Origin of the sequence: Streptomyces sp. NPDC085481 (assembly GCF_044541845.1) — a bacterium.
Taxonomy (GTDB): Bacteria; Actinomycetota; Actinomycetes; order Streptomycetales; family Streptomycetaceae; genus Streptomyces.
In genome coordinates, this window is sequence record NZ_JBITTJ010000007.1 from 72,333 (window position 1) to 95,973 (window position 23,641).

Here is a 23,641-nt window from a genome sequence, read left to right on the forward strand (position 1 = left end):
GTTCGTCCGTGTGCTCAGCGGCGCCCGTCGAAGGGCCTGCCCGCGCGTTCCCGGCCGCGCCGTAACTCGGTGCGCAGCAGGCGGGCGACCGGATCGAGCAGACGGCGTGCCAGATCGTCCAGGTCGAGATCGGAGCCCTGGGGTGCGGCATCGTGCGGGCGCTCGGGCCGGGCGGCGGAGGGTGCGGTGGTCCCCTGGGTGGTGGCCGTGTGCCGGCTGCCGCGCGTCGCGGCCGGGGCGGTCCGGACGCCGGCCGGTCCGCCGTGGGTGGCGTCGGCGGCGCGCTGCACCGGTGTGCCGGCTGCCGGTGGCCCGGGAGGGGTCGGTCCGGTGCCGGCGGCGGGCATCCGGGGCCGTACGACGGGGACCGGCTGCGTCGACGGGGCCGCCGTGGGCGGCCGGACCACGAGCGGCGGGGCCTGCGGGCCGGTCACGGGCAGGGGCGAGGCCGCGACCGGCGAGGGCGCCGGCCTCGTGACGTGCGCGGGACGCGGGGCGTGGCCGGGGGAGACGGCGGCGGTGGCGGTACGCGCGGGCGGCGGCGTGCTCGTCGCTCGCTGGACCTGCGGGGTGCCGGGCGCTCCGGGCGTGCCGGGCGCTCCGGGCCAGCGTGCCGCGACCACGGGGCGGCTCGCCTGGCGCGGGGCCGGGGCGGCCGCGCTCCCCATGTCGCGGGTGCCGAGGTTCAGGGGCCGTGCCGCGAGGAGTCGGAGGGTGCGGGCCGCGAAGGGGGCCGGGGCGTGGGGCGTGTGGTGCGGTGTCCCGCTCCGGTCGGTGACGGCTCGGGCGACGACGAGCGGAACCGCGCGGCCGCCGCCGGTCGGTGCCGAGGTGTCGGCACGCCGGGGGGCGGAGGGCGTGCGCGGCACGTCCGCGAGGTGCCCGGCGGCGGGCGCGGTGCCCGAGGGTGTCGCCGGGTCGGGAGAGGCGGTGGCCCGCTGCACGAGCGGGCGTGCGGAGGACACGGCACCCGCCGCAGTGTCCGCTGCTTCCCCGGTGCCCTCGGCGGTACGGCGCTGCACGTCACCAGCCCCAAGCAGCGGCGCGTGGCCGGCCGGCTGGGTGGACGGGCCGGGAGGGGGCGTACCCGGTCGGGTCGGGCCAGGTGGGGCCGCGAGCGCACGCTGGATGTCGGCGGCGGACATGGGACTCGCCGGGGGAGCGGGCAGCGCGGCGCTCGGCGGCAGTGCGGACAGGGGCTCACCGAGCCCGGTGCGCACGCGGGGAGTGGACCGCCCGGGGCCCGAGCCGCGGGTCGTCTGGGGCTGGGCCGCGGACTCCGCCGGGGCGGCGCTCCCCGCGCGGGGCTGCGGGGACGGCCGCGACCCACCGCTTTCGGGCCTGGTCGCGGCCTCGGCCGAGGACTCCGCCCGGCGCTGGACCACGGGCATCGTCGGGGCGGGAGCGGAGCCGGGCGCCGAGGTGCTGCGGCCCGACGGTACGGCGGTGGAGGGCAGTTCGGTCAGCGGGGCGCCGAGCGGCGCACGGCTCGCCGCGCGCGGTACGGGCGGGTCCGGGGTTGCCGGGGTCGGGGGCGTGGCCGTCTGCGGGTCGTGGGACGAGCCGCCCTCGTAGGCCGCGGGCACGGCGGGGCGCACGACGGACACGCGCCGCCTGGGCGTGGCCGGGACCCGGGCGACGGTCAGCGGACGGCCGACCGCCCGCGGCCGTACCGCGGCGTGCGCCGCGTCGGTACGGGGCGTACGGGTGCCCGGGGCCTCCGGGGCGGACGCGGCATGTCCGGATCCGGAGCCGGCGCCGGATCCGGACGTGCTCGCCGCAGTCCGCCGCCTGCCTCCTCCGGTTCCCGAAGTGCCGGTGGCGGACCGCTGGACGGGCGGGGTGGACGCCGCGGACGGACCGGAGAGGGCTCCCGTCGAGGGCGTGAGCTTGCCGGATCCCGAAGTGCCGGTCGCGGCCTGCCGAGCAGGCGCGTCGGACGCGGCGGATGGTCGGGACGGGGTTCTTGCGGAGTCAGAACCCGCTCCGGAGCCCGGCGTGTTCGCCGCTGCCCGCTGAACGGACGGATTCGACGCCGGGTTACGCCCAGCGGACCCACCCCGGGGCGTGGCTGTCTCGGCCGAGGCCGCCGGCACCACCGCGATACGGCGGATCAGCGGGAAACCCGGAGGCGTCGGCGCGCGCCCGGGCGCGGCAGGGGACACCGCGGTGCCGCCGCCCGTCGCCTCGGCCCGCTGCCCCGCGGGAGCCGGCGTGCCGAGCACCGCCGCCGAGTGCGTGGAGGTGAGTCCACGGGCACCGGGCGCCGCACCGGGCAGCCCGGCTTCCGTCGCGCTCGACTGCCGTCGCTTGTCCGCGTGGGTGTCCCCCGCGTCGCCACGGACGGTGGCACGCGCGACGACAGGACCCGGCGCGCCGCCGGCGCGCGAGCGGGCGCCGTCACGGGAGGGCGTCACGACGTTCGGCAGGGACCGGCCCGCGCCCGCACCGGCTGCGGAAGCACCCGACCCGGACCCGCCACCGCCCGCCACGGACCCACGCGCGCCCGCCCCGGACGCGCCCGCCCCGGACGCGCCCGCCCCGGACGCGCCCGCCCCGGACGCGCCCGCCCCGGACGCGTCCGGCTCCACGACCGGCCCGCGCCCACCCGGAGACTTCGGCCCGGACGACACCGCCCCGGGCGACGAGACGGCGTCCGGCCGCACCCGCCGCGCGATCAGCGGGGTGGCGCGCTCCCGCGCGGAACCGGCGGAAACAGGAGCCGACGGCTCCGCCGTCCCGGCCGCGCCGTCCGCCTCGTACGGGCGGAGCGCACGCAGCAGCAACGGGCCGCCGCTGCCGGGGCCGGGCCGGGCGGCGGCGGGGCGGGCGACCCCTCCGACGAGGCCGGCCGGGGCGGACGGCAGCACGGCGTGCGCGAGCCCGGTGTCGAACGAGGGATCGCGCCACGCGGCCAGGCGGGACCGGAAGACCAGCCCGTCGCTGACACTGATCGGGGCGCGCGACACGGTCAGCGAGGGCGGCGCGGTCATGCGCCAGCCGCCGTCCCAGTCGCCGGGCACGCCGGCGCTCCGCGCGGCGGCGGCGTCCCCGGGCGCGGCCATGCCGTCGGTCGACGTGTCGGGGGAAGCCGCCCGCCGGGCGGCCGTGGCGTCCGGCACGGCGGCACGCCGGCGCAGCCTGTCCCGCCATGCCATCTGCTCAACCGCCTTCGTTCACACGGGTGTTGATTCGAGCGATCTCGGTGACCCACTCCTGGCGCTCGCCGTGGGTCAGGTCGAGGATCTCCTCGCGCGGCCAGTGGAAGTGGTAGGCGATGTACGCGATCTCCTCCCGCAGCCGGGGGAGTGCGTACGTCACGATTCCCCCAGGCGCCCACCGGAGAGGTCGACCTCGAAGCCGCCTTCGCAGTGCGGGCAGGTGACCGCCGCGCGGGTGTGGCCCTCGCTGTTGACGCGCCGGTAGAAGTCCTGGAGGAACGCGACGTCGGTCGCGTACATCCGCTCCACGATCCCGGCGTGCACGTCGGTGATGTTGCCGAGCCGGGTGATCACCTGGCTGAGCAGCACCACGCTCAGGTACGCCGGGTTCTCCTTGACCCGCAGGTCGATCTGCGGGCGCAGCTCGTCGCGGGCGGTGGCCAGGCGCATGGCACCGTGCCGGTGCACGGTGCCCGCCTCGTCCACGTACCCGCGCGGCAGCTCGAACTCGAACTCGGTGCGCAGCCCGTGGTCCTCGCGCGGCGCCGGAGCGGCGGCGGGCGGTGCCGCCGGCTGCTCCGGGGCTTCGGCGGGGGCCGTGAGCTGCAGGATCTCGTCCAGGTTGCCCGCCGTTACGGTACGGCGCCTCATTCGACGATGATCTCCTCGAACACGATGGTCACCGACTCGGTGGCCGCGGACGACTCGCCGGCCTTGAGGGACGGGCCCTCCCACTTGGAGGCCCAGCCCTGCATCAGCTGGATGCGGCGCACGGTCGCGCCCGTGGTGTCCTTGATCTCGATGGTGAGGTTCTGCCGAGCGGTGTCGACGGCCCCGTTGTTGAGGGTCTCCTTGATCCACTTGGTGAACTCGCTGCTCTTGTCGAGTCCCCGGGTGATCGTGACCTCACCGGCCTGGCGGGCGCCGGGCTGCTTGCGGATGATCTGCTTGCCCTCCGCACTGACCTGGCGGACCTCGACGACCTCCTCCTCGACGGTCAGACCGCTGATCTCCTGGATCGACTCGACCAGGTAACCACCGAGCTGGACGCCGAAGATATGGGTGGAAAGAGCATCGCCCTCTGCCATGACTGTCCGTCACCTTTCCTTGCTGTCGCGGCTGTTCTGAAAGCTGTCACACCGAACCGAGGCGGCGGCCGCGGGTCACTCGTCGACGAGGCTGGTGCTGTCGGAGAACTGCGCGAGCCGGAACACCACGAACTCGGCCGGCTTGACGGGCGACACGCCGATCTCGCAGACCACGCGGCCCAGGTCGATCGACTCCTGAGGGTTGTTGTCCCGGTCGCACTTCACGTAGAACGCCTCCGCCGCCGTCCGGCCGAACAGCGCGCCGCGACGCCACTCCTCGGTGAGGAACGCGGTGACGTTGCGCCGGATGCTCGACCAGAGCCGGTCGTCGTTCGGCTCGAAGACCACCCACTGGGTGCCCAGGAGGATGGACTCCTCCAGGTAGTTGAAGAGGCGGCGCACGTTCAGGTAGCGCCAGGCCGGGTCGGAGGAGAGGGTACGGGCGCCCCAGATCCGGATGCCCCGGCCCGGGAAGGCCCGGACGCAGTTCACGCCGATCGGGTTCAGCAGGTCCTGCTCGCCCTTGCTCAGGCGCAGCTCCAGGTCCACCGCACCGCGGATCACCTCGTTGGCGGGGGCCTTGTGCACACCGCGCTCGGCGTCGCTGCGCGCCCACACACCGGCGACGTGACCGCTCGGCGGGACGACCGTGTTGCGCCCGGCGGCCGGGTCGAAGACCCGCACCCACGGGTAGTAGAGCGTGGCGTAACGGGAGTCGTAGCCCGCCTCGTCCATGCGCCAGGTGCGCACCTGCTGCGCGGAGAGCCCGGGCGGGGTGTCCAGGACGGCCACCCGGTCGCCCATCTGCTCGCAGTGCGAGATCACCGCGAGCTGCACGGTGCGCACGCCCTCGGCGTCGATGTCGCCGCGCTCGTAGGCGCTCATCAGGTCCGGCACCGCGACCATGGTGATCTCGTCGATGGTCTCCAGACCGGCGAAGCCGGTGCGGGCGCCGGCGTCGCCGACGTACTCGGACGGGTCGAGCCGGGCGACGTCGCCGCGTCCCGCCGGAGCGGGCGCGGACGCGGCGTCGGGCACGGCCACGGTCTGGTTCACGGGCCGGGTCTGGCCGGCGTTGCGCTGCTCGCTGACCTCGATCAGCTTCGAGGGGCGGGCCTGGGCGACGAGATAGCCCTTGACGCTCTTGCGGATGGACGCCTCGTAGGTCTCCACCACCTGGTCGCCCTGGCGGACCAGGACCTTGAAGCGGTCCTCGGGCGGGTTCTCCCCGTCCGCGTCGGCGATCTCCACGGACACGCCGGTGATGCCGGGACGGGCCGCGAACAGGAAGCCGCCGAGCTCGACCGGCTCCGCCGCGCGCACGCCCGGGCGGCCGCCGGCGGCCTCCGGGGCGGAGGCGCCCTGGGCCGGGCCGCCGATGCGGACGACGTACGCGGCCCCGCCGCCGTTGGCGAAGTACCCGTAGACCGCGTGGGCCAGGTAGGTGCCGTCGGTGAAGCCGCCGAAGTGCTGGGTGTACTGGTCCCAGTTGGTGACCAGCGTCGGCTCGTGGAACGGCCCGCTCTGGGCGAACCCGACGAACGCGGCGACCGCGGTGCCGACCCCTTCGATCGGGCGAGCACCGGACTGCACCTCCTCCACGTACACGCCCGGGGTGAGGTACGTCGGCATACTCGCTCCTTCGTGTCGCTGTGCTGCGTTCGGGTGTTGCGTTCAAGTCCGCCCCCAGCCTCTCCGGCCGCCGTCACCGACGGCAGGTGCGCGCGGACCTGGCCGGGGGCAACCCCGCTGCCTTCCCGGGCGCCCCCGCCGTACCCTCCAGGCAGCCCGGCCTGCACCTCGGCCGGCGGCGGCTTACCCGTGTGTGACCTGGGGCAGGTACGGTCCGAACTCGCCCTCCAGGACCAGCCGGCCGAGCTTGCGGTACTCCTGCGCGATCGCCGTCACCAGCTGCCCCATGGCCAGCGGCGTGCCCTCCGCGGCCGCCAGGTAGGCGGCGGTCACCGCGCAGGACCGGATCGAGCCGCCGGCGAGCTCGAACCGGTCCGCGCAGAAGCCGAGATCGAGGTCGTCGGCCCGCGGCAGCCGCTCGCCCAGGCACCGCTCCCACAGGGCGAGCCGCTGGGCGGCGTCGGGCACCGGGAAGTCCGCGACCACGTCGAGCCGGCGGGTGAACGCCTCGTCCAGGTTGGCCCGCAGATTGGTGGTCAGGATCGCGATGCCGTCGAACGACTCCATCCGCTGGAGGAGATAGGCCGACTCGATGTTGGCGTGCCGGTCGTGGGCGTCCTTCACGTCCGAACGCTTGCCGAAGATGGCATCGGCCTCGTCGAACAGCAGCACCGCGTTGACGGCCGACGCCTCGGTGAAGATCCGCTCCAGGTTCTTCTCGGTCTCGCCGATGTACTTGTCGACGACCGTGGACAGGTCCACCACGTACAGGTCCATGCCCAGGTCGGCCGCCACGACCTCGGCGGACATCGTCTTGCCGGTGCCGGAGGGACCCGCGAACAGCGCGATCACCCCGCGCCCCCGCCCGCCGCCGGGGCGCATGCCCCACTGCCCGAGCACCTGGTCCCGGTGGCGGGCGCGCACCGCGAGCTCCCGCAGGCCCCGGTGGGTGGGGGCGGGCAGCACCAGGTCGTCCCAGCCCACCGCGGGCTCCACCCGGCGGGCGAGGCGGGCCAGCCCCGCGCTGTTCTGGGCCCGTACGGCGCCGCGCAGGTCCCCGGACGAGACCGGCCGGCCGTCCAGCGCGGCCGTGCGCACCGCGGTGCCGGCGGCGCGCCGCAACTGTCCGGCGTCGAGACGGTGCGCGGACACGGACCGCGCGAGCGCGTCGGCCTCGCCCGCCTCACCCGCCTCACCCGCCTCGTCCGGCTCGCCGCGCGCCCCGGCGGCCCGCTCCAGCGCGTACCGCCAGCGCGTCGCGTGCCGCTCGGGGGACGGGGCCGCCACCGCCAGGGTGACCGGGGTGTCGGCCGCCCAGGAGGGCTCCCAGCCGCCCGCCCCGTACGTGAAGAGGGGCACTCCCCGCAGCACCGTGCACATTGTGCGCAGGAGGCGGGCCCGCTCGTCGGGCTTGTCGGGCAGCTCCTCCACCGGTCCGAGCAGCACACCGGCGCCCGTCAGCCGGGCCTCGCGGGCGACGGCGCGGGCCAGTTCGGGCGCGCCACGGGTGTGGTGCGGGAACGCGGCCGCCTCCAGGGCCAGCGGGCGCAGCCCGCCCGCGCGCAGAGCGGCGGCGGCCAGGCCGACGGCGTCGCCGCCACGGGTCCGCAGATGGACGTGGCCGGTGCCGCTCCCGGCCGCGGCGGCGGCCCGGCGCAGCTCGGCCGGGTCGACGGCCGGGTCCTCGGCCGCCTCGCCGAGCACGTCGGCAAGACCCGGATCGGGCGAGGCGTCGCCCAGCAGGTGCGCCGTGACCCGGTCCGGTACGGCCAGCACCCGTGAGAGCGGCGGCCGTTCGGGCTCGGTGACCTCGAGGAGGCCGCCCGCGAGGAGCGGTGCGGTCGGGGCGAGCCGGAACCGCGCGGCGGTCGTCCCGGAGTGGCCGCACAGTTCGAGGGCGAGACCGACGGTGGGCCGACGGCGCGTCAGGTCGTCGTTGAGGTAGCCGTAGAGCCGCTCGAAGCGGGCGTCCAGATCGGGCGCCATGGCGACCAGAAGCAGATCCACGTCCAGCGGCGTCAGCGCGAAGCGCGCGGCGAGCACCTCGAGCGGCGAACCGGGCGGGGCGTCGGCACCGGCGAGCGCGGGCAGGCCGGGGCCGTCCGGCGGGTCCAGGATGCGGGCGACGGCGTCGGGGGTGAGGTACTGCCCCCGGTAGGGGTCGTCCGGATCCGGATCGACCGCGCGCCGCAGCGCCACTGCCTGCCGCACCCGCTGCTCGACGAGCCGGAGGCGCTGCCAGAGGTACGGGAGGGGCTCGGCCTGCGCCGGGCCTTGGCCCTGGGCCTGGCTTTCGCCCTGGGCCGTGCCTTGGCCCTGGGCCGTGCCTTGGCCCTGGGCCGTGCCTTGGCCCTGGGCCGTGCCTTGGCCCTGGGCCGTGCCTTGGCCCTGCGCCGGGCCTTGGCCCTGGGCCTGGCTTTCGCCCTGGGCCCGGCCTTGGCCCTGGGCCGGGCCTTCGCCCCGCGCCTCCGCCTTGGCCCGCCCCGGCCGCGCCGACCGGATGGTGTGTGTCACGGCTGCCGTTCCCCTCGCCGGCGGCGCGCGGGAGCGGGCCGCCGCTCCCGCGGGCCGCCGAAGCCCTCCTCGTGTGCCGGCTCGCTCACCTCGGTGTAGCGCAGGCGGCGTGCGCCGTCGGTCTCGCCCGGTTCGTCCCGCTCGGCCCTGGCCCTCGGTACGGAGCGCATGACGAGCCCCTCGGTGACCGGCGGGCCGGCGACCCGGCTGATCCCCGCCAGCGGAGCCCGTACGCGAAGCCCGAGGGAAGGCTTCAGCTCGCCGCCGAGGGCCGACCACACGTCGGAGGCCGCCGGCGCGTCGAGGCCGGTGCCCCCCGCGTCCACCGGCACGATCAGCCCGAGATCGGCGAGCGTGCCGGTGAGCAGGTGCGGGGGCAGCGTGTCGGTGGCCACCAGGAGGGTCAGCACCTGGGAGAGCAGCCGGTGTTCGTCCTGGGGCCGGCCCGCCCACGCGGTGACCAGGTACGTCAGCTCGAACCAGCGCGGCGGGGTGCGGCGCGCGACGACGAGGCCGGCCTCGTCGTACACCTCGCCTCCGCCGCTGCCGCGCCGGGTGTGGTCCTCGCGGATGTCGTACAGGAACACGCAGACCGTGGGCGCGCTGCGGCGCGCCGCCCACTCGCGGGTCGGCGCGTCGAAGACCACCTCGACGCCCGACACCTCGAGACCGGACTCCGCGAGCAGCCGGCGCAGCGCTTCGTCGACTTCGTGGATCACCGGCGGGTCACCACGTCGGGCGGCTGGATCGTGCCGCTGACCACGAGGAAGTCGGTCTTCACCGGGGAGAAACCGGGGCCGCTCGCGGTGATGACACGGGGGCCGGTCTGGTCCTTGGCGAGGATCAGGAGCTGGCCGATGAACGTGCCGTCCCGCAGGGGAACCGTCGGCGCCGCCGCCGCTGTGATGCCGGGCTTCCAGGTGAACCGCACCGGCACGCCGGGCGGGAAGTCCTTGCCGCGCACCGAGGTGACGAAGCCGGGCTTGCCGATCGCCGGCACCGCGACGATCCGCGGCTGGAGGATGCGCAGCCGCTGCCGGGCGGTGTTGTCGCGGAGGTCGGCGTCCGTGCCGGTGGTGGTGAGGGTGCCGGTGACCCGGCTGGTCAGTGCCTTGTCCGGGTCGAGGACGACCCGGAGGACGGTCCGGGCGCCCGGTGCCAGGTCGGGCAGCGCGCACACCCAGTCCCGGTCGCAGCCCGGCGGCCGCCCGTTGTGCGGCACGCCCGCGGGCAGGCCGATGCGCAGCCGCAGGCCGGTGGCGAGGGCGTTGCGGCCGTTGCGGACGGTGTACGTGACGACGACGCGCCCGCCCACGTAACCGGGGTTGGGCTGTGCCGTGACGCTCACCCCGGGGCCGGCCTTGGGCGCCGGCGGTTCGGGCCGCGGCGGCGCGGTCGTCGGCGGGGCGGTCGTCGGGGGCGCCGTGGTGGGCGGCGTCGGGGTGGTGGGGCTCGGCGTCGGGGGCTCGGGAGCCTCCTCCACCGGCACCACGGTCCGGTCGGCGTTGTCGCTGGGCCGGGGGTCGAGGACGGTGCCGGTGACCGACCATTCCACCGGCTGGTCGCCGGGGGTGAGGCCGGTGAGGGTGACGGTCACCGGGACGGTGGTGCCGGGCGGCACCACGCCCAGGGCGCAGGTCAGCGCCGCCGGGTCGCAGGTGGCGCCGGGCGCGTCGAGTCCGGTGACCGTCAGGCCCGCCGGGGGCGCGACGGTCAGCCGGGTGCCGGGCGAGGCCGCCGGGCCGTTGTTCACGACGTCCACCCGCACGGTGCCGGGCTCGCCGACGCTGAGCGGCGGCACGGTGTCGGGTGCCTGGACCGCGAGGTCCACGGACTGCTGGACGGCGGGCTCCTTGTGGCGGCCCGGGAGGTCGGTGGTGAGCCCGACGAGTTCGCCGGACACGAGGTCGAGGACCTTCAGCTTCTCCGGGGAGTTGACCTCACGGCCGGGGCGGGCGCTGAGCACCAGACCCTTGCCGTCGGCCGTCCAGGCGGCGTCTCGGGGCTGGAACGGGCCGGGATTCCGCGGCAGTTCGCGGCCGCAGGCGCCGGGGAGGTCGCGCGCGGAGACCGGCAGCAGCACCCGGCAGTCGTCACCCGACGGGGAGGTCAGGAGGATGCCGTTCCGCTCGTCGATCCGGCCGGCGCCGTTCTTGCGGTTGAAGGCGACGGTCAGGCCGTCCGGGGAGAACGCCGGGCTGTCGTCGATGACCTGGCAGCTGCCGGGGCAGATCGTGGCGCTCAGGTCGCGCTGCCGGCCGAGCTCGTTCACGGGCACGGTCCAGACGTGCTTGTTGCCACCGCGACCGTCGATCACGTGGTTACGGGTGAAGGCCAGCGTGGTGCCGTCGGACGACCAGGTCGGCTGGGCGTCCTGGCCCTGCACCTGCCCGGCCGGCGGGGTGACCTCGCCGGTGATCGCGCCGGTCGCCACGTCCGCGATCAGGATCCGGCTGGGCCCCGCGGCCCCGCCGACGCCGCCCGGCGAAGTCCGGGTGAACGCGAGGTACCTGCCGTCCGGGGAGAACGCCGGGTCGGTGTCCCAGTCCTTCTCACCGCGGCCCGCGAGCGGTAGCGCCGCCTCGTTGGTGCCGTCGGCGTCCACCATCCAGATCCGCTGGATCCGCGCCGTGGGCGGGCCCTCGAAGCGGGTCACCACGATCCTGCGCCCGTCGGGCGTGTAGCTCTGCCGCTCGGTCCACGGGTCGGACCCGGCGGCCGGCTGGAACAGCGGGTCCTTGGCCGGGTCGGTGTTGGTGTCGGCGGCCGGGTCCTCGTTGAGGAGGGTCAGGCCGAGGTCACGGGGATCGGCGCCGTCCATCCGGGCGTCCTGCAGGGTCACCTCGTGCGGCTTGGCCGCCGAGATGCGCTCGACCACGACGCCGCCGCCGTCCAGCGGACCCAGCCAGGTGGGCGAGCCGACCTCGCGGCTCTCGCTGAGCACCACCTTGGGCGTCTCCGCCGAGTGCGCGGGCACCCGGAAGACGTGGTCCCAGTCGCCCACGCAGTCACAGGTGCGGTCCGGACTGAGGAACAGCAGACCGTCCCCGTCGGGCAGCCAGGCTGCCCCGTGGGTACGCCAGTTCGCCTGCGCGCCGGCGAGCAGCGGCCCGTCGCCGCGCCCGTCGGTCCACCGCAGACGGGGCCCCGAGGAGCCGGTGGCGGTGTACGCGACCAGGTCGCGGTTCTCCGCGTCGTCGACCGGGTTCCACACCGGCTCGGTGGCCCTGCCGTTGGCGGGGTCGGTGACGCGGGTGGCCTCGCCGCCCGCCAGGGGGCGTACGTAGACCTGCGGCCCGGCCAGCGGGTCGCGGTCGCTGGAGTACGCGAGCCGGCCGCCCTCCGGCGAGACCGTGGGGTGGACCTCGTCCTCGGGCGTCTCGGTCAGCCGGGTGAGCCCGGTGCCGTCGGTGCCGACCAGCCACAGGTCGCGCTGCCGGCCGCCGGTCCCGGACGAGGCCGAGTCGAAGACGACCGACCGGCCGTCCGGCGTCAGGCGGGGGTTCGCCACGTCCATGCCGTTGGTCAGCCGGCGCACCGCGCCGTCCCCGGCCCGCAGGTAGACCTGCGGGTCCTTCTCGTCGCGGCGGCTGGCGAAGACCAGCCGGTCGCCGAGCGCGGCGGGCTGGACGTCCAGATGCGCCGGCCCTTCGCCGAACAGCGGCGTGCTGGAGACGTCGCTGGCCACCTTGCCCAGGCTGCGATGGCGCGTACCGGCGTACGCGATCCTGCTGTCCCCCGAGTCGGCCGCGGCCTTGGTTCCCGCCTCGGCGTCGTCCGGGCCGGTGGCCGCCGTCACCGCGAGCAGAGGGATCAGCAGCAGCAGCGGCGCGCCGACCCTCCCCCAGCGGTGTCGCCGACCGCCGGAGCCACCCGTGCTCATCACGGTCCACCTCACAGTCCGGTGCAGCATCACGTACAACCCCGCCACTCTGCGGCCCGGCCCCCGCGACCGACAGGGCCGCGGGGCCGTCCCCGGGGGAAGCGCCGGTGCGCTTTAGGGCAGTGGCGGGGCCGGTCGGCGCCGCCGCCGGCCGGGGCGGCCGCTCCCGCCCGGCCGCCCGTACGGTCAGATCAGCCCGTTGCGCAGGGCGTAGCCGACCGCGTGGGTGCGGTTGCGCAGCTGCAGCCGGGTGATGACCTCGTGCAGCACGTTCTTGACGGTCCGTTCGGAGTACGAGGTCTTGCGGGCGATCTCCGCGGTGTCCAGGCCCTCCGACACCAGGCGCAGCATGTCCGCCTCGCGCGCGGTCAGGGTGGACAGGGACGCGGCGTGCGGGTCGAGCGCCGAACGCTGCAGGCTGCCGACGTGGTCGAGGAGCTTCGCGAGCAGGTCGCCGGGCAGCACGCCCTCCCCGTTCGCGAGCGCCAGGACCAGGCGGAGCAGCCGGTCCTGGTCTGCCTCGGCGCGCCGCAGCACCGCGGTGACCCCGCATTCGATGGCGCGCTGCAGGGCGTCCCCGGACTCGAACGTGCCGACCACGAGTCCCGTGCGCGTACGGGAGTTGTGCCGCAGCCGGGACAGCAGGGCGGCCGTCTCGTCGTCCACGCTGTCCACGGCCACGAGCGACACGAGCGCGCCGTCGGCCCCGGTCGTGTCGACGAGCTCGATCTCGGGTCGCTGGCGCAGCTGGTGGACGACCCCGACGTGCAGGACCGGGTCCGATGCGTACACGGCCACGCTGACCCGCCGGCCCGGGACGCCGGAGGGCGTCCACGGCGAGGCCGCGGCGAGGTCGGACGTCTGGGGTATGCCGGTGCCTGAGGAGGCGACCGGGCCGTTCATCTGAGCGCAGGACATGGGTGTCGGTTCCTCTTCCGTGAGGCGCAGGGCCCCCGATGCGGGGGCGAGATTCAACAAGTGGTGGTGTAGGGGGAGTTGAGGAAGCCTCCAAGGGCATCAGGGCTGCCCGGGGCCTTGCCCTCGCGTCCATGGGGGGAGGACGGTCACCGTCATAGCGTGGTTGTGTGACGTCCCCAGCAGCCTCTCCCAGCCCCGGCGCGCCCGGCCTCGACATCCCGCGGGTGTCGGTGACGCCCGGCGGCAGCGCCCTCACCAGCCTGACCGTTCGCAACGACGGCGACATCGTCGAGGCGTACCGCCTGGAAGTGGTCGGCGACTGCGCTGCCTGGGCCACGGTGGAACCCGAGCGCGTCTCGCTCTACCCCGGTACCTCGGAAACGGTGACGATCCGTCTGGAGCCGCCCCGTTCGCCGCAGGTACGGGCCGGAGACGTGCCGCTCGCCGTGCGCGTGCTGCCCACCGAGCACCCCGAGGCGGTACGGGTCCCCGAGACCACCGTGCACGTCGAGGAGTTCCGTGAGCTGCGGACCGAGCTGGCGCCCCGGCGCCGTCGCGGCTGGCTCCGCGGCCGCTACCGGCTCGCCGTGCGTAACGAGGGCAACACCCCCGTACAGGTGGGCTTCAAGCCCGGACAGCCGAGCGAGGACCTGAAGTTCGACTTCCGCCCCGGGACGCTGAAGCTGGAGCCGGGGGAGTCGGCCGAAGTGGTCCTGCGGGTCCGCGCAGGCCGGCCGGTGTGGTTCGGATCGCCGACGACCTGGCCGTTCACCGTGGAGGTGACCGACGCCCGGGACGGCGAGGACGCCGAGGAGCCGCAGGACCCGGGCGCTGTCCGGGCCCCGCTGGACGTGGAGTTCGTGCAGATACCGATCTTCCCGACCTGGCTGCTCGCCCTGCTGGCCGCCCTGCTCGCGCTGCTGCTCGCCTGGTTCCTGCTGGTGCGCCCGGCCGTGCGCAGCACCGCCAAGGAGGCCGCCGACGAGGTGGTCCAGAAGCGGCCTACGCCCACGGCGGACGCGAACCGGCAGCCGCCCGGCACCGGCGGCGACGAGCAGCCGGGCGGCGGAGGCAAGAGCGCCCCGCCCAAGAAGGGCGGCGGAGGCGGCGGCACGGGAACCGGTGGCGACGGCGGGGGTCAGCAGAGCTCGGCCACCATCGACCTGCAGACCGGCAGCGGGCAGACCAAGACCGGTACGTACACGGTGCCCGCGGGCAAGGCCTTCGGGATCACGGACATGGTCGTCGCCAACTTCCAGGGCGACGAGGGTGTGGTGACCATCGACTTCGGTGACCGCAAGATCACGACGATCGCGCTCGAGACCTTCCGCAACCAGGACTACCACTGGGTCACCCCCATCCGAATCACCGAGAGCCAGACCGTGACCGTCCAGGTGACCTGTGCGAAGCCGGGCACCCCCGCCACCGGGCGTCGGGCCCAGGAGTGCCACGAGGTCCTCAACGTGAGCGGGGTGCTCAGCGACATCAGGTGAACCAAGTGGCACAGACATCGTCGGTCACTTCTTCACCTTCGCAAGGGACCCCCTCCTTCGCTGTCCGGAAAGCGATTGCCCGCAGAGTCGACTGAACATCCCGATATCGGCCGTATGTTCTAGAGCCGGAGTGCGCCTGATCGGCGAACTCCGGCCCTTTCGCTGTACGTTACGGAGTAGGAAGAAAGTCCGATTTTCATACGCTCGTGTTCAAGTCATGGCGTGAGAGCGCTCTCGGACGCGACGACGTCACGGAGTGGGGACCTTCAGAACTCCCGGTGCCGGCATGCCCGTTCGGGCAGCGAAATCCCCGCTGCACCCCGAGCCGGCCTCAGCGCGGGGAGATCCCCCCGGCGTAGACGTTGTCCGGGGTGGCCACCGCGGTGATCGCCCGGGCGAGCAGCGTGGACGGCTCCTGGCCCTCGTGAAGGATGTCGGTGTTGAGGATGAGGACCAGGGTGGCCTTCTGCGACGGCAGGTAGACCGTCACCGTCTCGTACCCCGGCAGGGAGCCGTTGTGCCCGATCCAGCCGTTGGCCTCGAAGATGCCGAGGCCGTAGGTCAGACCGGGGAAGCCGGTCGGCAGCAGCTTGAGCCGCTGTGCCTGGGTCTCGGGGCTGAGCAGGCGTCCCGTGGCGAGGGTCTCGGCCCAGCGGCGCAGGTCGTGCAGGTCCGAGATCATCGCGCCCGCGGCCCAGGCCCAGCTGGGGTTCCAGTCCGTGGTGTCCTCGACGGCGCCGCTCAGGGTCTGGTTCGTGTAGCCGTGCGCGTGCGGCTCCGGGAACTCGGCCCCCTTCGGGAGCAGCGTGTGGCGCAGGTGGGCCGGGCGCAGCACCCGGCGGTGGACGAAGTCGGCGAGCCGCTGCCCGCTGACCTTCTCGATCACCAGGCCGAGCAGGAGGAGATTGGAGTTGCAGTACTGGAACTGCGCGCCCGGCGCGAAGTTGTTCGGGTGCCGGTAGCCGTACGAGAGGGCCTCCCACGGGTTGAAGGCGCGCTTCGGCTCGCTCAGCAGGTCGTGGATGAAGCCCGGGTCGGAGGTGTACGGGAACAGGCCGCTGCGCATCTCGGCGAGGTGGCGCAGGGTGATCTGGTCGCCGTTGGGAACGCCGCGGACGTAGTCGGAGATCGGGTCGTCCAGCCCGATCCTGCCGTCGTCGACGAGCTCGAGCAGCGCGGTGACCGTGAAGGTCTTCGTCTCGCTGCCGATCCGGACGAAGGTGTCGGCGAACATCGGCCTGCCGGTGGCGGTGTCGGCGACACCGGTCGCGCGCAGGTAGCACCCCTTGCCCGGCATCCACAGCCCGGCGACGACACCGGGGATCCCTGCCTGCGTACGGACGTCCTCGATCGCCTTGTCGAGCCGGGCGGTCAGCTCGGGACCGAGCCCGTCCGGCGGGCACTCGTCCCTGTCGTGCCGGCCGACGTCCGCGGCCTCGACGGACGTGGCGGGCGCCGCCGCCATCGGGGCCAGCACGGCGGCCACGAGCAGCGCCGCGGTGAACAGCCGCCGGCAGGGGATACGTCGCATGTCGGGGCGCCTCTTCCCATCAGGAACTCGGACGCCAACAGCACCACCTCCACCCCCGCCGCGGGCCACTCGCCCGGCACGTGCTCCGGCGAGTCCACTCGTTCGGCGTCGCACCCCGTCCGGCTCACTCGATGGTGTGGACTTCCCGGGGCGCGTGGACGAGAGGTGCGGTGGCCAGGCCGGGAACGGGCGCTGCGGCGACGCACGGCGGGCGTAGCGCGCGTCCCTCGGATTCCCCCGCATGTCGCTCCCCTCTTCGTCGTCTGCGCCGCCGCCCGGACCGGCTTCAGCCTGCTCCTGGTCTTCGTCCTCGACCGCCCCTCGCCGGCGAACTCAGCGCGAGCCCGGCGCCGTACAAGGAGGGAGTCCTGGAGCGCTACTGGCCCCCGTGAGCCGCTCTCCCGAACACCGGCGGGCGCCCACCGCAGCTCCGTAGACTTCGACATGTGCCTGACAGCACCGGCACCGCACCACTCCCATGAACGGCACCACACACCGAAGGGGGCGATCAGCGCATGACCAGGCCTGAGAGCGCGGGACACGACTACGACGTCGTCATCAGCGGAGCCAGCCTCGCCGGCAGCGCCGCGGCGATCCTGCTGGCCCGACGCGGTGTCCGCGTCGCACTGCTGGAACGTCGCTCGGACCCCCAGGCGTACAAGGTCCTCTGCACCCACGCGATCACGGCCAACGCCTACCCGGTGCTGGACGAACTCGGCCTCATACCCGATCTGGAGAAGGCGGGTGCGGTCCGCAACGAGGCGCGCTGGTACACCCGTTGGGGCTGGATCGTGCCGAAGGCCGCGCCCGCGGGCCCCGAGCTGCCGTACGCGTACAACATCCGGCGCAGCACCCTCGATCCGCTGATCAGGGCCCATGCCGCCCGGACCCCTGGCGTCGATCTGCTCCTCGGTCACCAGGTGACCGGGCTGGTCAGGGAAGCCGGGCGAACGGTGGGGGTGCGCGCGGCGACACCGCAGGGCGAGCGCGAGATCCGGGCCCGTCTGGTGGTCGGCGCCGACGGCAAGGACTCCGCCGTGGCGAAGTTCGCCGGGGTGCCCGCCCGGAGTTTCGAGAATGGACGGTTCGGCTATCTCGCGCACTTCCGCAACCTTCCGCTGCACGGCGGCATCGGTCAGACCTGGTTCCTCGAGCCCGACATGGCGTACGCGTTCCCGAACGACGACGGGGTGACCGTCCTCGCGGTGCTGCCGGACAAGAAGCGGCTGCCCGCCTTCCGGGAAGACCTGGAGGGGAGCTTCCTCGAGTTCGTCCGCGCCCTGCCCGAAGCGCCTCCCGTCGACTCGGCCGAGCGCGTCTCGAAGATCATCGGCACCATCGACTACCCGCTGCACAGCCGCAAGCCGACCGCACCGGGCGTCGCGCTCATCGGCGACGCCGCGCTGACCAGCGACCCCCTGTGGGGCGTGGGCTGCGGGTGGGCCTTGCAGTCCGCGCAGTGGCTGACCGAGGCGGTCGCCTCGGCCGCGACGGGCACGGGAGACCTCGACAGGGCGCTCGCGGCGTACGCGCGGACGCACGGGCGACGGCTGCGCGGCCACCAGCAGCTGGCCGTCGACTTCGCGAAGGTCCGTCCCTTCAATCCCATGGAACGGCTGATCTTCTCAGCGGCGGCGCGCGACGCGTCGCTGGCGCGGCACATGTACCTGTTCGCCTCCCGCCTCATCGGCCCGCTGCGCTTCCTGAGCCCCGTGGCGGTGGCCAAGGCCGCGGCCGTCAACTTCAGGCATCGCGGGGCCTGATCATGCCCGGCGGACCACGAGCCCCTGTTCCGTGAGCAGCCGCACAACGGGTGAAGCTCAGTGTGGAGCCGGCCCTGCGGGCGACAGTGCTCCCTCCAGGGATCCGTACCGGGATCCGGTAGGCGGGAGCTGGGCCATGTCCGGGTGCCGTCGGCGCCAGTCCGCGTAGACCGGGCTGGCGGCACACGTGTCCAGGTATCCGGCTGCCACCGTGCGCAGGATGTCGTCGCCGTGGGAGGCCAGCGGGCCGTCACGGTGCCAGGCCAGGACGTGGCGGTACCAGAGCGGGTTTCCCACGAGGGGGCGGACGGCGACGCCGGGGGTCTGCGAGAAGGTGGCCTGGCAGAGGCTGACCGCCAGGCCCGCGCGGACCAGCTCGATCAGCTGGCGTCCTTCCGCCTCGTGCGGGGCGGAAGGACGGCGGCCGGTCAGGGCGCACACGGAGGACCAGTACTCGCGGGTGCGGTCTCCGTCGGGCCGCGGCATCGCCCAGTCGTGATCGGCGAGTTCGGTCAGGGACACGGCCTCCTTGCCGGCCAGCGGGTGGGTCGCGGGCAGCAGGGCGAAGACGGGCTCGGTGACCAGGGGGGTGAGGGTCACCCCGTCGCGCGGCGGCAGGCCCTGCTCCGGGTGGTCGCCGAGGACCGCCGCCTCCAGGCGGCCGGCGGCGAGGTCGTCCAGGAGTGTCACGGGGGAGTAGTGGCACCGGGAGGTCACCTCGGCCTCGGGCAGCAACGTCCTTATGGCCAGGATGAGATGGCCGACGAGGGGAGCGCCGACCGATCCGACGCGGACCCCGTCCGGGGCCGCCAGGTGGCGGGCCGCCCGGGCGGTGTCGGCGAGGAGTGCGTCGATGCCCGGCAGGACGGCGTGGGCACGGGCCAGCACCAGCTCACCGAAGGCCGTGGGCGTGGCTCCGGCCCGTCGCCTGTCGAAGAGGACACCGCCGAGCATCGATTCGATGCGGCGCAACTGCGTGCTGAGGCCCGGCTGGGTCATGGACAACGCGGCGGCGGCCCGGGTGAGGCTGCCGGCCTCGGCGATCGCGCACACCACCCGCAGGTGCCGTACCTCCAGTTCCATGCCGCGCATGTTATGGAGCGACGACAGCTTTCGGACAGGAGCCGGTTCCCGTCAGTCTTATGTGAAATGTCACACACGACAACGGGAGGTTGTGCATCCATGAAAGCCATCCACTGCCTGGCGGCCCCGCGCGGGCTGCTCGCTGCCCTGGCCGCCGCACTGCTCCTCCTCCTGCCGGTGGCTCCTCCTGCCGGCGCCGCTGACAGCCCGTCGGCCTGCGCCCTGCGCGGTACCACCGGCTGGACGGACGAGGGGCACGACACGGACTACTCGGTGTTCCGGCGTCCCGTCGGGACGGTCAAGGTCGGCATGGTCTTCGTGGACTTCCCGGACGCGCGGGCCACCGAGGCCCCGAGTGAGGACTCGGCGCAGATCACGCCCGGCGCCGACTGGCTGTGGTACGCCTCGTACGGCAGGACCTGGCTCGCGATCGACCAGCATCAACGGTGGGTGCGCATGCCTCGCGCCTCCACCGACTACGGCTTCGCGCGCGGCCTGACCCACGAGACGCACGAGGCGTACATCAGGGACGCGGTGGCGGCCGCCGATCCGTACGTGGACTTCTCCGGGTACGACATGGTGTACGTCGTGCCGACGCGCAACGCGGCGGCGATCTCCTTCACACCCACGTACGTGTACGAGCCGGGTACGGCGGGTGTGGTGGCCGACGGCCGCCGGGTCAGGTGGGCGGTGACCTTCGGCCAGGACATGTGGCACTGGGGTGCCAAGCTGGTCGCCCACGAGACCGCACACACCTTCGGGCTGCCCGACCTTTACGCCTTCGATGCGGGCAGCGACGCCCACCGCCTCGTCGGCGGGTGGGACGTGATGGGCCTGATCGGCGGCCGGGGCTCGCAGTTCTTCGCCTGGCACTCCTGGAAGCTCGGCTGGACCGGGGACGGTCAGGTCGTGTGCCGGGCCGCGAACGGCAGCGACACCGTGTACCTCACGGCGGTCGAGTACGGCAGCGGCACCAAGATGGCGGTGATCCGCACCGGCCCCACGACCGCGTACGTCGTCGAGTCCAGGCGCGGGATCCAGGCTGACGCGGGCTCCTGTTCGACCGGCGCCCTGATCTACCGGGTCGACACCTCCGTGCAGACCGGCCACGGGCCGGTCAGGGTGATGGACGCCAAGCCGGCCGCTCCCGCGGGCGGCTGTCGCCCGCTGGACGATGCCCCGTTCTGGGCCGGCGAGTCGTTCGTCGATGCGGCGGCCGGGGTGCGGATCGACGTGCTCGCGGCTGACGGCTACGGCGAGACCGTACGCATCACGAAGTCGTAGCAGCGGCACGGGTGCGGCAGTGCCCCGGCTCCACACATCAAGGAGCCGGGCACGGCTCGGGGTGAGTCGGTCTCCATAGCGCGGAGCTATGGGTAAGCGGGGGCTCCACAGCCACCGTTGGCCGCGCCATGCTGTCGTGCAATGTCACACGTCACCATGCGGCTCTGACGCCATGCGCGGCCGCGAAAGGGACCCATGAATCCTGCGTACGCGACCGTCGACCACGTCTTCACCGTTCCCCTGGACCACACGGCCCCGCACGGTCCGACCATCCGGATCTTCGCCCGGGAGGTGACCGATGCGCGCCAGACGGGCCGGCAACTGCCCTGGCTGCTCTTTCTGCAGGGCGGACCCGGCGGCAAGTCGCCCAGGCCGTCGTACGGTTCACCCGGCTGGCTGCCCCAGGCCCTCAAGACCCACCGGGTCCTCCTCCTCGATCAGCGCGGCACGGGCCGCTCCACCCCGGTCACCGCCCGGGCGGCATCCCGCATCGGCTCACCGGCACGGCTGGCCGACCACCTCCGCCACTTCCGCGCCGACTCGATCGTCGCGGACGCCGAACTGATCCGCCGGCAGTTGTGCGGCGACGAGCCCTGGGAGACCCTCGGCCAGAGCTACGGCGGCTTCATCACCCTCACCTATCTCTCCCAGGCCCCAGAAGGTCTGCGGGCGTGCTACGTGACCGGCGGCCTGCCCGGCCTTTCGGCCACCGCCGACGACGTCTACGCCCGCACCTACCCCCGGGTGCGGGACCGCGTCCTCGGCTTCTACTCCCGCTACCCCGACGACGCCGCCCGGCTGCGGGACATCGCCCGCCTCCTGGCCGCCACCGATGTGCGCCTGCCCGACGGCGACCGGCTGACCCCCCACCGCCTGCGCACGCTCGGCCTCGCCCTCGGCATGGGCGACGGCTTCGAGCGGATCCACTGGCTCCTCGACGAATCCCTCGACGACGAAGCGAGGCCGACCGACACCTTCCTGCACCAGGTGATGACACTGACCGGCTTCACCGACAACCCGCTCTTCGCCGTCATGCAGGAGACCCTGTACGGCCAGGGTGCGGGGCCGACGGGCTGGGCGGCGTCCAGGGCCATGGCGGCCTTCCCCGAGTTCGCCGAGGACGCCGACCCCCTCCTGCTCACCGGAGAAATGATCTACCCCTGGATGTTCCGGGAGATCAAGGGCCTGCGCCCCTTCGCCGACGCCGCCGACCTGCTCGCCGAGCGCCCCGACTGGGCACCGCTGTACGACCCTCGCCGCCTCGCCGCCAACCGGGTCCCGGTCGCCGCGCTCGTCTACCACGACGACATGTACGTGGACGCCGGGCTCTCCCTGCGCACCGCGCGGGAGGTCGGCGCCACCCGGGTTTGGGTCACCAACGAATGGGAGCACGACGGCGTCACCGCCTCGGGTGGCCGCGTGCTGTCCCGCCTGATGGACCTGGCCGCGGGTCGCGCGTAGGACCTCGCGGCCTGCTCCGTTCCACCCTCCCCCGTATCCCCTCACCTGCCCCTGACGGGAAGCCATGACCGACGCGCTCCACCGCCTGCGTCCGCTCGCCGCGGCCGCCGCCCTCATCTCCTGCCTGTCCGCCCCCACGGCGTCCGCAGCTCCCACGGCGTCCGCTGCCGCTACGACGTCGGCGGCTCCTATGGCGTCGGCTGCCCTCTCGGCATCCGCTGCCCCCGGCTCGCCGTCGTCCCCTGCCGCCGGCTGCGGCCTCCCAGGCCGGACCGGCTGGACGGACGAGGGCCACGACACCGACCGCACCCAGTTCCAGCCCGCCACCGGAATCCGCCGCGTCCTGACGCTGTACGTGGATTTCCCCGACGCCCCGGCCACCGACTCCACCGAGCCGTACGCCGCTCACCTCGCCCCGGCGGTCGACTGGATGAGACGTGCGAGCTACGGTCGTCTGCGGCTGGACAACACCCCACTGCACCGCTGGATCCGGATGCCCGCCGAGTCCACCTCCTACGGATTCGCGCGCGGCCTCACCTTCGAGGCCCACGAGAAGTACCTCCGCGACGCGATCACGGCCGCTGACCCCTACGCGGACTTCTCCCGCTACGACACGGTCTACGTCGTCCCCGCGAGGACGGCGACCGCCATCCCCTTCTCACCGACCTACCTCTACGATCCGGCGGCGACCGGCATCACCGCCGACGGCACCCGGCTCAAATGGGCCGTCACCTTCGGGCAGGACATGTGGCGCTGGGGCCACAAGGTTGCGGCCCACGAGACCGCCCACACCTTCGGGCTGCCCGACCTGTACTCGTTCACCGGCGCCACCCACCAGCACGTGGGCGGCTGGGACGTCATGGGCAACATCGCCGGCCACGCGCCGCAGTACCTCGGATGGCACTCCTGGAAGCTCGGCTGGACCCGTGACGACCAGGTCGCATGCCTGCCCGCGTCCGGTCGCCGAACGGTACGGCTGACCCCGGTGGAACGGCCCGGCGGCACCAAGATCGCCGTAGTGCGCACAGGTGAGACGACGGCATACGTGGCGGAGTCCCGCCGCTCCCAGGGCAATGACGCGGCCGCCTGCTCCACCGGCGTCCTCATCTACAAGGTCGACTCCGCCGCCCGGACCGGCGAGGGCCCGGTGCGGATCACGAACGCGAACCCGAGCACGCCTCCTCCTCCCGGCTGCAGCCCGCTGGACCTGGCCGCGTACGCACCGGGACAGAGCTTCACCGACCCCGCGTCCGGCGTGCGCATCGACGTCCTGACGGGCGGACGGGCCGGAGACGTGGTGCGGCTGCGCAAGGAGTGACTCCGTTGCCGGGTAGGCCACCGTCCACCTGACTCCCGGGGACGCACCACGTCGAGCGCCTCGATCCGGTCACCAACGGCTCGGTACGACCCGTGCCGCGAGACCGGGCGGCCGTACCCGACCCACGGATGCACCATCCCAAGTGGCGGGGAGACAGACGGCAGCTGACGGTGGGACATGTCGCCGCGCGTGGGAAGCCGACAATGGGTCAGCTGACGCGGGCGATGAAAGGAAGTCATCGATGCGCTCTGCCCGCATTCTCATCGCCGCGACAGCCGCGGCCGGCACCCTCGCGATCGCCGCACCCGGTGCGTACGCGATCACCGCAGGAGACTGGGACAAGGAGAGCTCCTCCCAGAGCCACGACCGTGATCACGACAAGCCGAAGGGTGGCATGCACACCGGTTCGGGTGCGCTGTCCCTGGTCAGCGGGGACGACTGGTCGAAGGACAAGGAGAAGGACGAGGACGGGAAGAAGGACCACGACAAGCCGAAGGGTGGCATGCACACCG

16 protein-coding genes and 1 pseudogene are annotated in these 23,641 nt (G+C 73.9%); 6 read left to right on the plus strand and 11 right to left on the minus strand.

Annotated elements, in window-relative coordinates:
* Positions 1-14: 14 nt before the first annotated feature.
* From ACIGEZ_RS16875 to ACIGEZ_RS16915, 9 genes are all read right to left on the minus strand, one after another.
* Positions 15-3,158 carry a hypothetical protein gene (locus tag ACIGEZ_RS16875; protein ID WP_399831611.1) on the minus strand — a complete coding sequence of 1,048 codons (3,144 nt, stop codon included), beginning with the start codon at positions 3,156-3,158 and terminating at the stop codon, positions 15-17.
* 4 nt (positions 3,159-3,162) lie between these two features.
* Positions 3,163-3,321, minus strand: coding sequence for a DUF6760 family protein (locus tag ACIGEZ_RS16880; RefSeq protein WP_399831612.1), 159 nt, complete (start codon positions 3,319-3,321; stop codon positions 3,163-3,165).
* Positions 3,318-3,812 (minus strand): hypothetical protein, encoded by a 495-nt coding sequence (locus ACIGEZ_RS16885; RefSeq protein ID WP_399831614.1) that lies wholly within the window; start codon positions 3,810-3,812, stop codon positions 3,318-3,320. The genes ACIGEZ_RS16880 and ACIGEZ_RS16885 overlap by 4 nt, the downstream gene beginning before the upstream one ends.
* Positions 3,809-4,249: a phage tail protein gene (locus tag ACIGEZ_RS16890; RefSeq protein ID WP_399831616.1), complete on the minus strand. Its 441-nt coding sequence runs from the start codon at positions 4,247-4,249 to the stop codon at positions 3,809-3,811. Before ACIGEZ_RS16890 ends, ACIGEZ_RS16885 begins: the two co-directional genes overlap by 4 nt.
* Before the next feature lie 75 nt (positions 4,250-4,324).
* A complete protein-coding gene (locus ACIGEZ_RS16895; RefSeq protein WP_399831618.1) occupies positions 4,325-5,881 on the minus strand; it encodes a phage tail sheath family protein in 1,557 nt (518 codons plus the stop codon).
* Between the two features lie 183 nt (positions 5,882-6,064).
* Positions 6,065-8,395, minus strand: coding sequence for an AAA family ATPase (locus tag ACIGEZ_RS16900; protein WP_399831620.1), 2,331 nt, complete (start codon positions 8,393-8,395; stop codon positions 6,065-6,067).
* Entirely contained in the window at positions 8,392-9,114 is a 723-nt protein-coding gene (locus ACIGEZ_RS16905; RefSeq protein WP_399831622.1) for a DUF4255 domain-containing protein, read from the minus strand. Before ACIGEZ_RS16905 ends, ACIGEZ_RS16900 begins: the two co-directional genes overlap by 4 nt.
* On the minus strand, positions 9,111-12,278 hold the full coding sequence (locus ACIGEZ_RS16910; protein ID WP_399831624.1) for a hypothetical protein: 3,168 nt from the start codon (positions 12,276-12,278) through the stop codon (positions 9,111-9,113). The genes ACIGEZ_RS16905 and ACIGEZ_RS16910 overlap by 4 nt, the downstream gene beginning before the upstream one ends.
* Positions 12,279-12,464: 186 nt before the next feature.
* Positions 12,465-13,196, minus strand: coding sequence for a LuxR C-terminal-related transcriptional regulator (locus tag ACIGEZ_RS16915; protein ID WP_399831626.1), 732 nt, complete (start codon positions 13,194-13,196; stop codon positions 12,465-12,467).
* A gap of 167 nt (positions 13,197-13,363) precedes the next feature.
* Here ACIGEZ_RS16915 and ACIGEZ_RS16920 point away from each other — a divergent pair, with 167 nt between their 5' ends.
* Positions 13,364-14,689 (plus strand): hydrolytic protein, encoded by a 1,326-nt coding sequence (locus ACIGEZ_RS16920; RefSeq protein WP_399831628.1) that lies wholly within the window; start codon positions 13,364-13,366, stop codon positions 14,687-14,689.
* 331 nt (positions 14,690-15,020) lie between these two features.
* Here the strand turns inward: ACIGEZ_RS16920 and ACIGEZ_RS16925 are convergent, their stop codons facing one another.
* Entirely contained in the window at positions 15,021-16,220 is a 1,200-nt protein-coding gene (locus ACIGEZ_RS16925) for a serine hydrolase domain-containing protein (protein WP_399831630.1), read from the minus strand.
* Between the two features lie 515 nt (positions 16,221-16,735).
* Here ACIGEZ_RS16925 and ACIGEZ_RS16930 point away from each other — a divergent pair.
* Positions 16,736-17,983 (plus strand): NAD(P)/FAD-dependent oxidoreductase, encoded by a 1,248-nt coding sequence (locus ACIGEZ_RS16930; RefSeq protein ID WP_399831632.1) that lies wholly within the window; start codon positions 16,736-16,738, stop codon positions 17,981-17,983.
* Between the two features lie 57 nt (positions 17,984-18,040).
* Here the strand turns inward: ACIGEZ_RS16930 and ACIGEZ_RS16935 are convergent, their stop codons facing one another.
* Entirely contained in the window at positions 18,041-19,066 is a 1,026-nt protein-coding gene (locus ACIGEZ_RS16935) for a LysR family transcriptional regulator (protein WP_399831634.1), read from the minus strand.
* A 99-nt stretch (positions 19,067-19,165) separates the two neighbouring features.
* On the opposite strand from ACIGEZ_RS16935, the gene ACIGEZ_RS16940 reads away from it, so the two are divergent.
* The 4 genes and pseudogenes from ACIGEZ_RS16940 to ACIGEZ_RS16955 form a co-directional block, all read left to right on the plus strand.
* Positions 19,166-20,350, plus strand: a complete 1,185-nt coding sequence (locus tag ACIGEZ_RS16940; protein WP_399831636.1) for a peptidase M6 — start codon at positions 19,166-19,168, stop codon at positions 20,348-20,350.
* Positions 20,351-20,545: 195 nt separating this feature from the next.
* Positions 20,546-21,811: an alpha/beta fold hydrolase gene (locus tag ACIGEZ_RS16945; protein WP_399831638.1), complete on the plus strand. Its 1,266-nt coding sequence runs from the start codon at positions 20,546-20,548 to the stop codon at positions 21,809-21,811.
* A 64-nt stretch (positions 21,812-21,875) separates the two neighbouring features.
* Positions 21,876-23,129, plus strand: a complete 1,254-nt coding sequence (locus ACIGEZ_RS16950; protein ID WP_399831640.1) for a M6 family metalloprotease domain-containing protein — start codon at positions 21,876-21,878, stop codon at positions 23,127-23,129.
* 241 nt (positions 23,130-23,370) lie between these two features.
* Positions 23,371-23,641 (plus strand): annotated as a pseudogene (locus ACIGEZ_RS16955) (hypothetical protein); the annotation flags it as partial.

What these genes read in the sequence shown, in the direction of transcription:
- ACIGEZ_RS16895 (WP_399831618.1), bottom strand. Translation starts at nt 5,881, where the DNA reads ATGCCGACGTACCTCACCCCGGGCGTGTACGTGGAGGAGGTGCAGTCC.
- ACIGEZ_RS16935 (WP_399831634.1), bottom strand. Translation starts at nt 19,066, where the DNA reads ATGGAACTGGAGGTACGGCACCTGCGGGTGGTGTGCGCGATCGCCGAG.
- ACIGEZ_RS16930 (WP_399831632.1), top strand. Translation starts at nt 16,736, where the DNA reads ATGACCAGGCCTGAGAGCGCGGGACACGACTACGACGTCGTCATCAGC.
- ACIGEZ_RS16915 (WP_399831626.1), bottom strand. Translation starts at nt 13,196, where the DNA reads ATGTCCTGCGCTCAGATGAACGGCCCGGTCGCCTCCTCAGGCACCGGC.
- ACIGEZ_RS16875 (WP_399831611.1), bottom strand. Translation starts at nt 3,158, where the DNA reads ATGGCATGGCGGGACAGGCTGCGCCGGCGTGCCGCCGTGCCGGACGCC.
- ACIGEZ_RS16940 (WP_399831636.1), top strand. Translation starts at nt 19,166, where the DNA reads ATGAAAGCCATCCACTGCCTGGCGGCCCCGCGCGGGCTGCTCGCTGCC.
- ACIGEZ_RS16885 (WP_399831614.1), bottom strand. Translation starts at nt 3,812, where the DNA reads ATGAGGCGCCGTACCGTAACGGCGGGCAACCTGGACGAGATCCTGCAG.
- ACIGEZ_RS16950 (WP_399831640.1), top strand. Translation starts at nt 21,876, where the DNA reads ATGACCGACGCGCTCCACCGCCTGCGTCCGCTCGCCGCGGCCGCCGCC.
- ACIGEZ_RS16890 (WP_399831616.1), bottom strand. Translation starts at nt 4,249, where the DNA reads ATGGCAGAGGGCGATGCTCTTTCCACCCATATCTTCGGCGTCCAGCTC.
- ACIGEZ_RS16945 (WP_399831638.1), top strand. Translation starts at nt 20,546, where the DNA reads ATGAATCCTGCGTACGCGACCGTCGACCACGTCTTCACCGTTCCCCTG.
- ACIGEZ_RS16925 (WP_399831630.1), bottom strand. Translation starts at nt 16,220, where the DNA reads ATGCGACGTATCCCCTGCCGGCGGCTGTTCACCGCGGCGCTGCTCGTG.
- ACIGEZ_RS16910 (WP_399831624.1), bottom strand. Translation starts at nt 12,278, where the DNA reads ATGAGCACGGGTGGCTCCGGCGGTCGGCGACACCGCTGGGGGAGGGTC.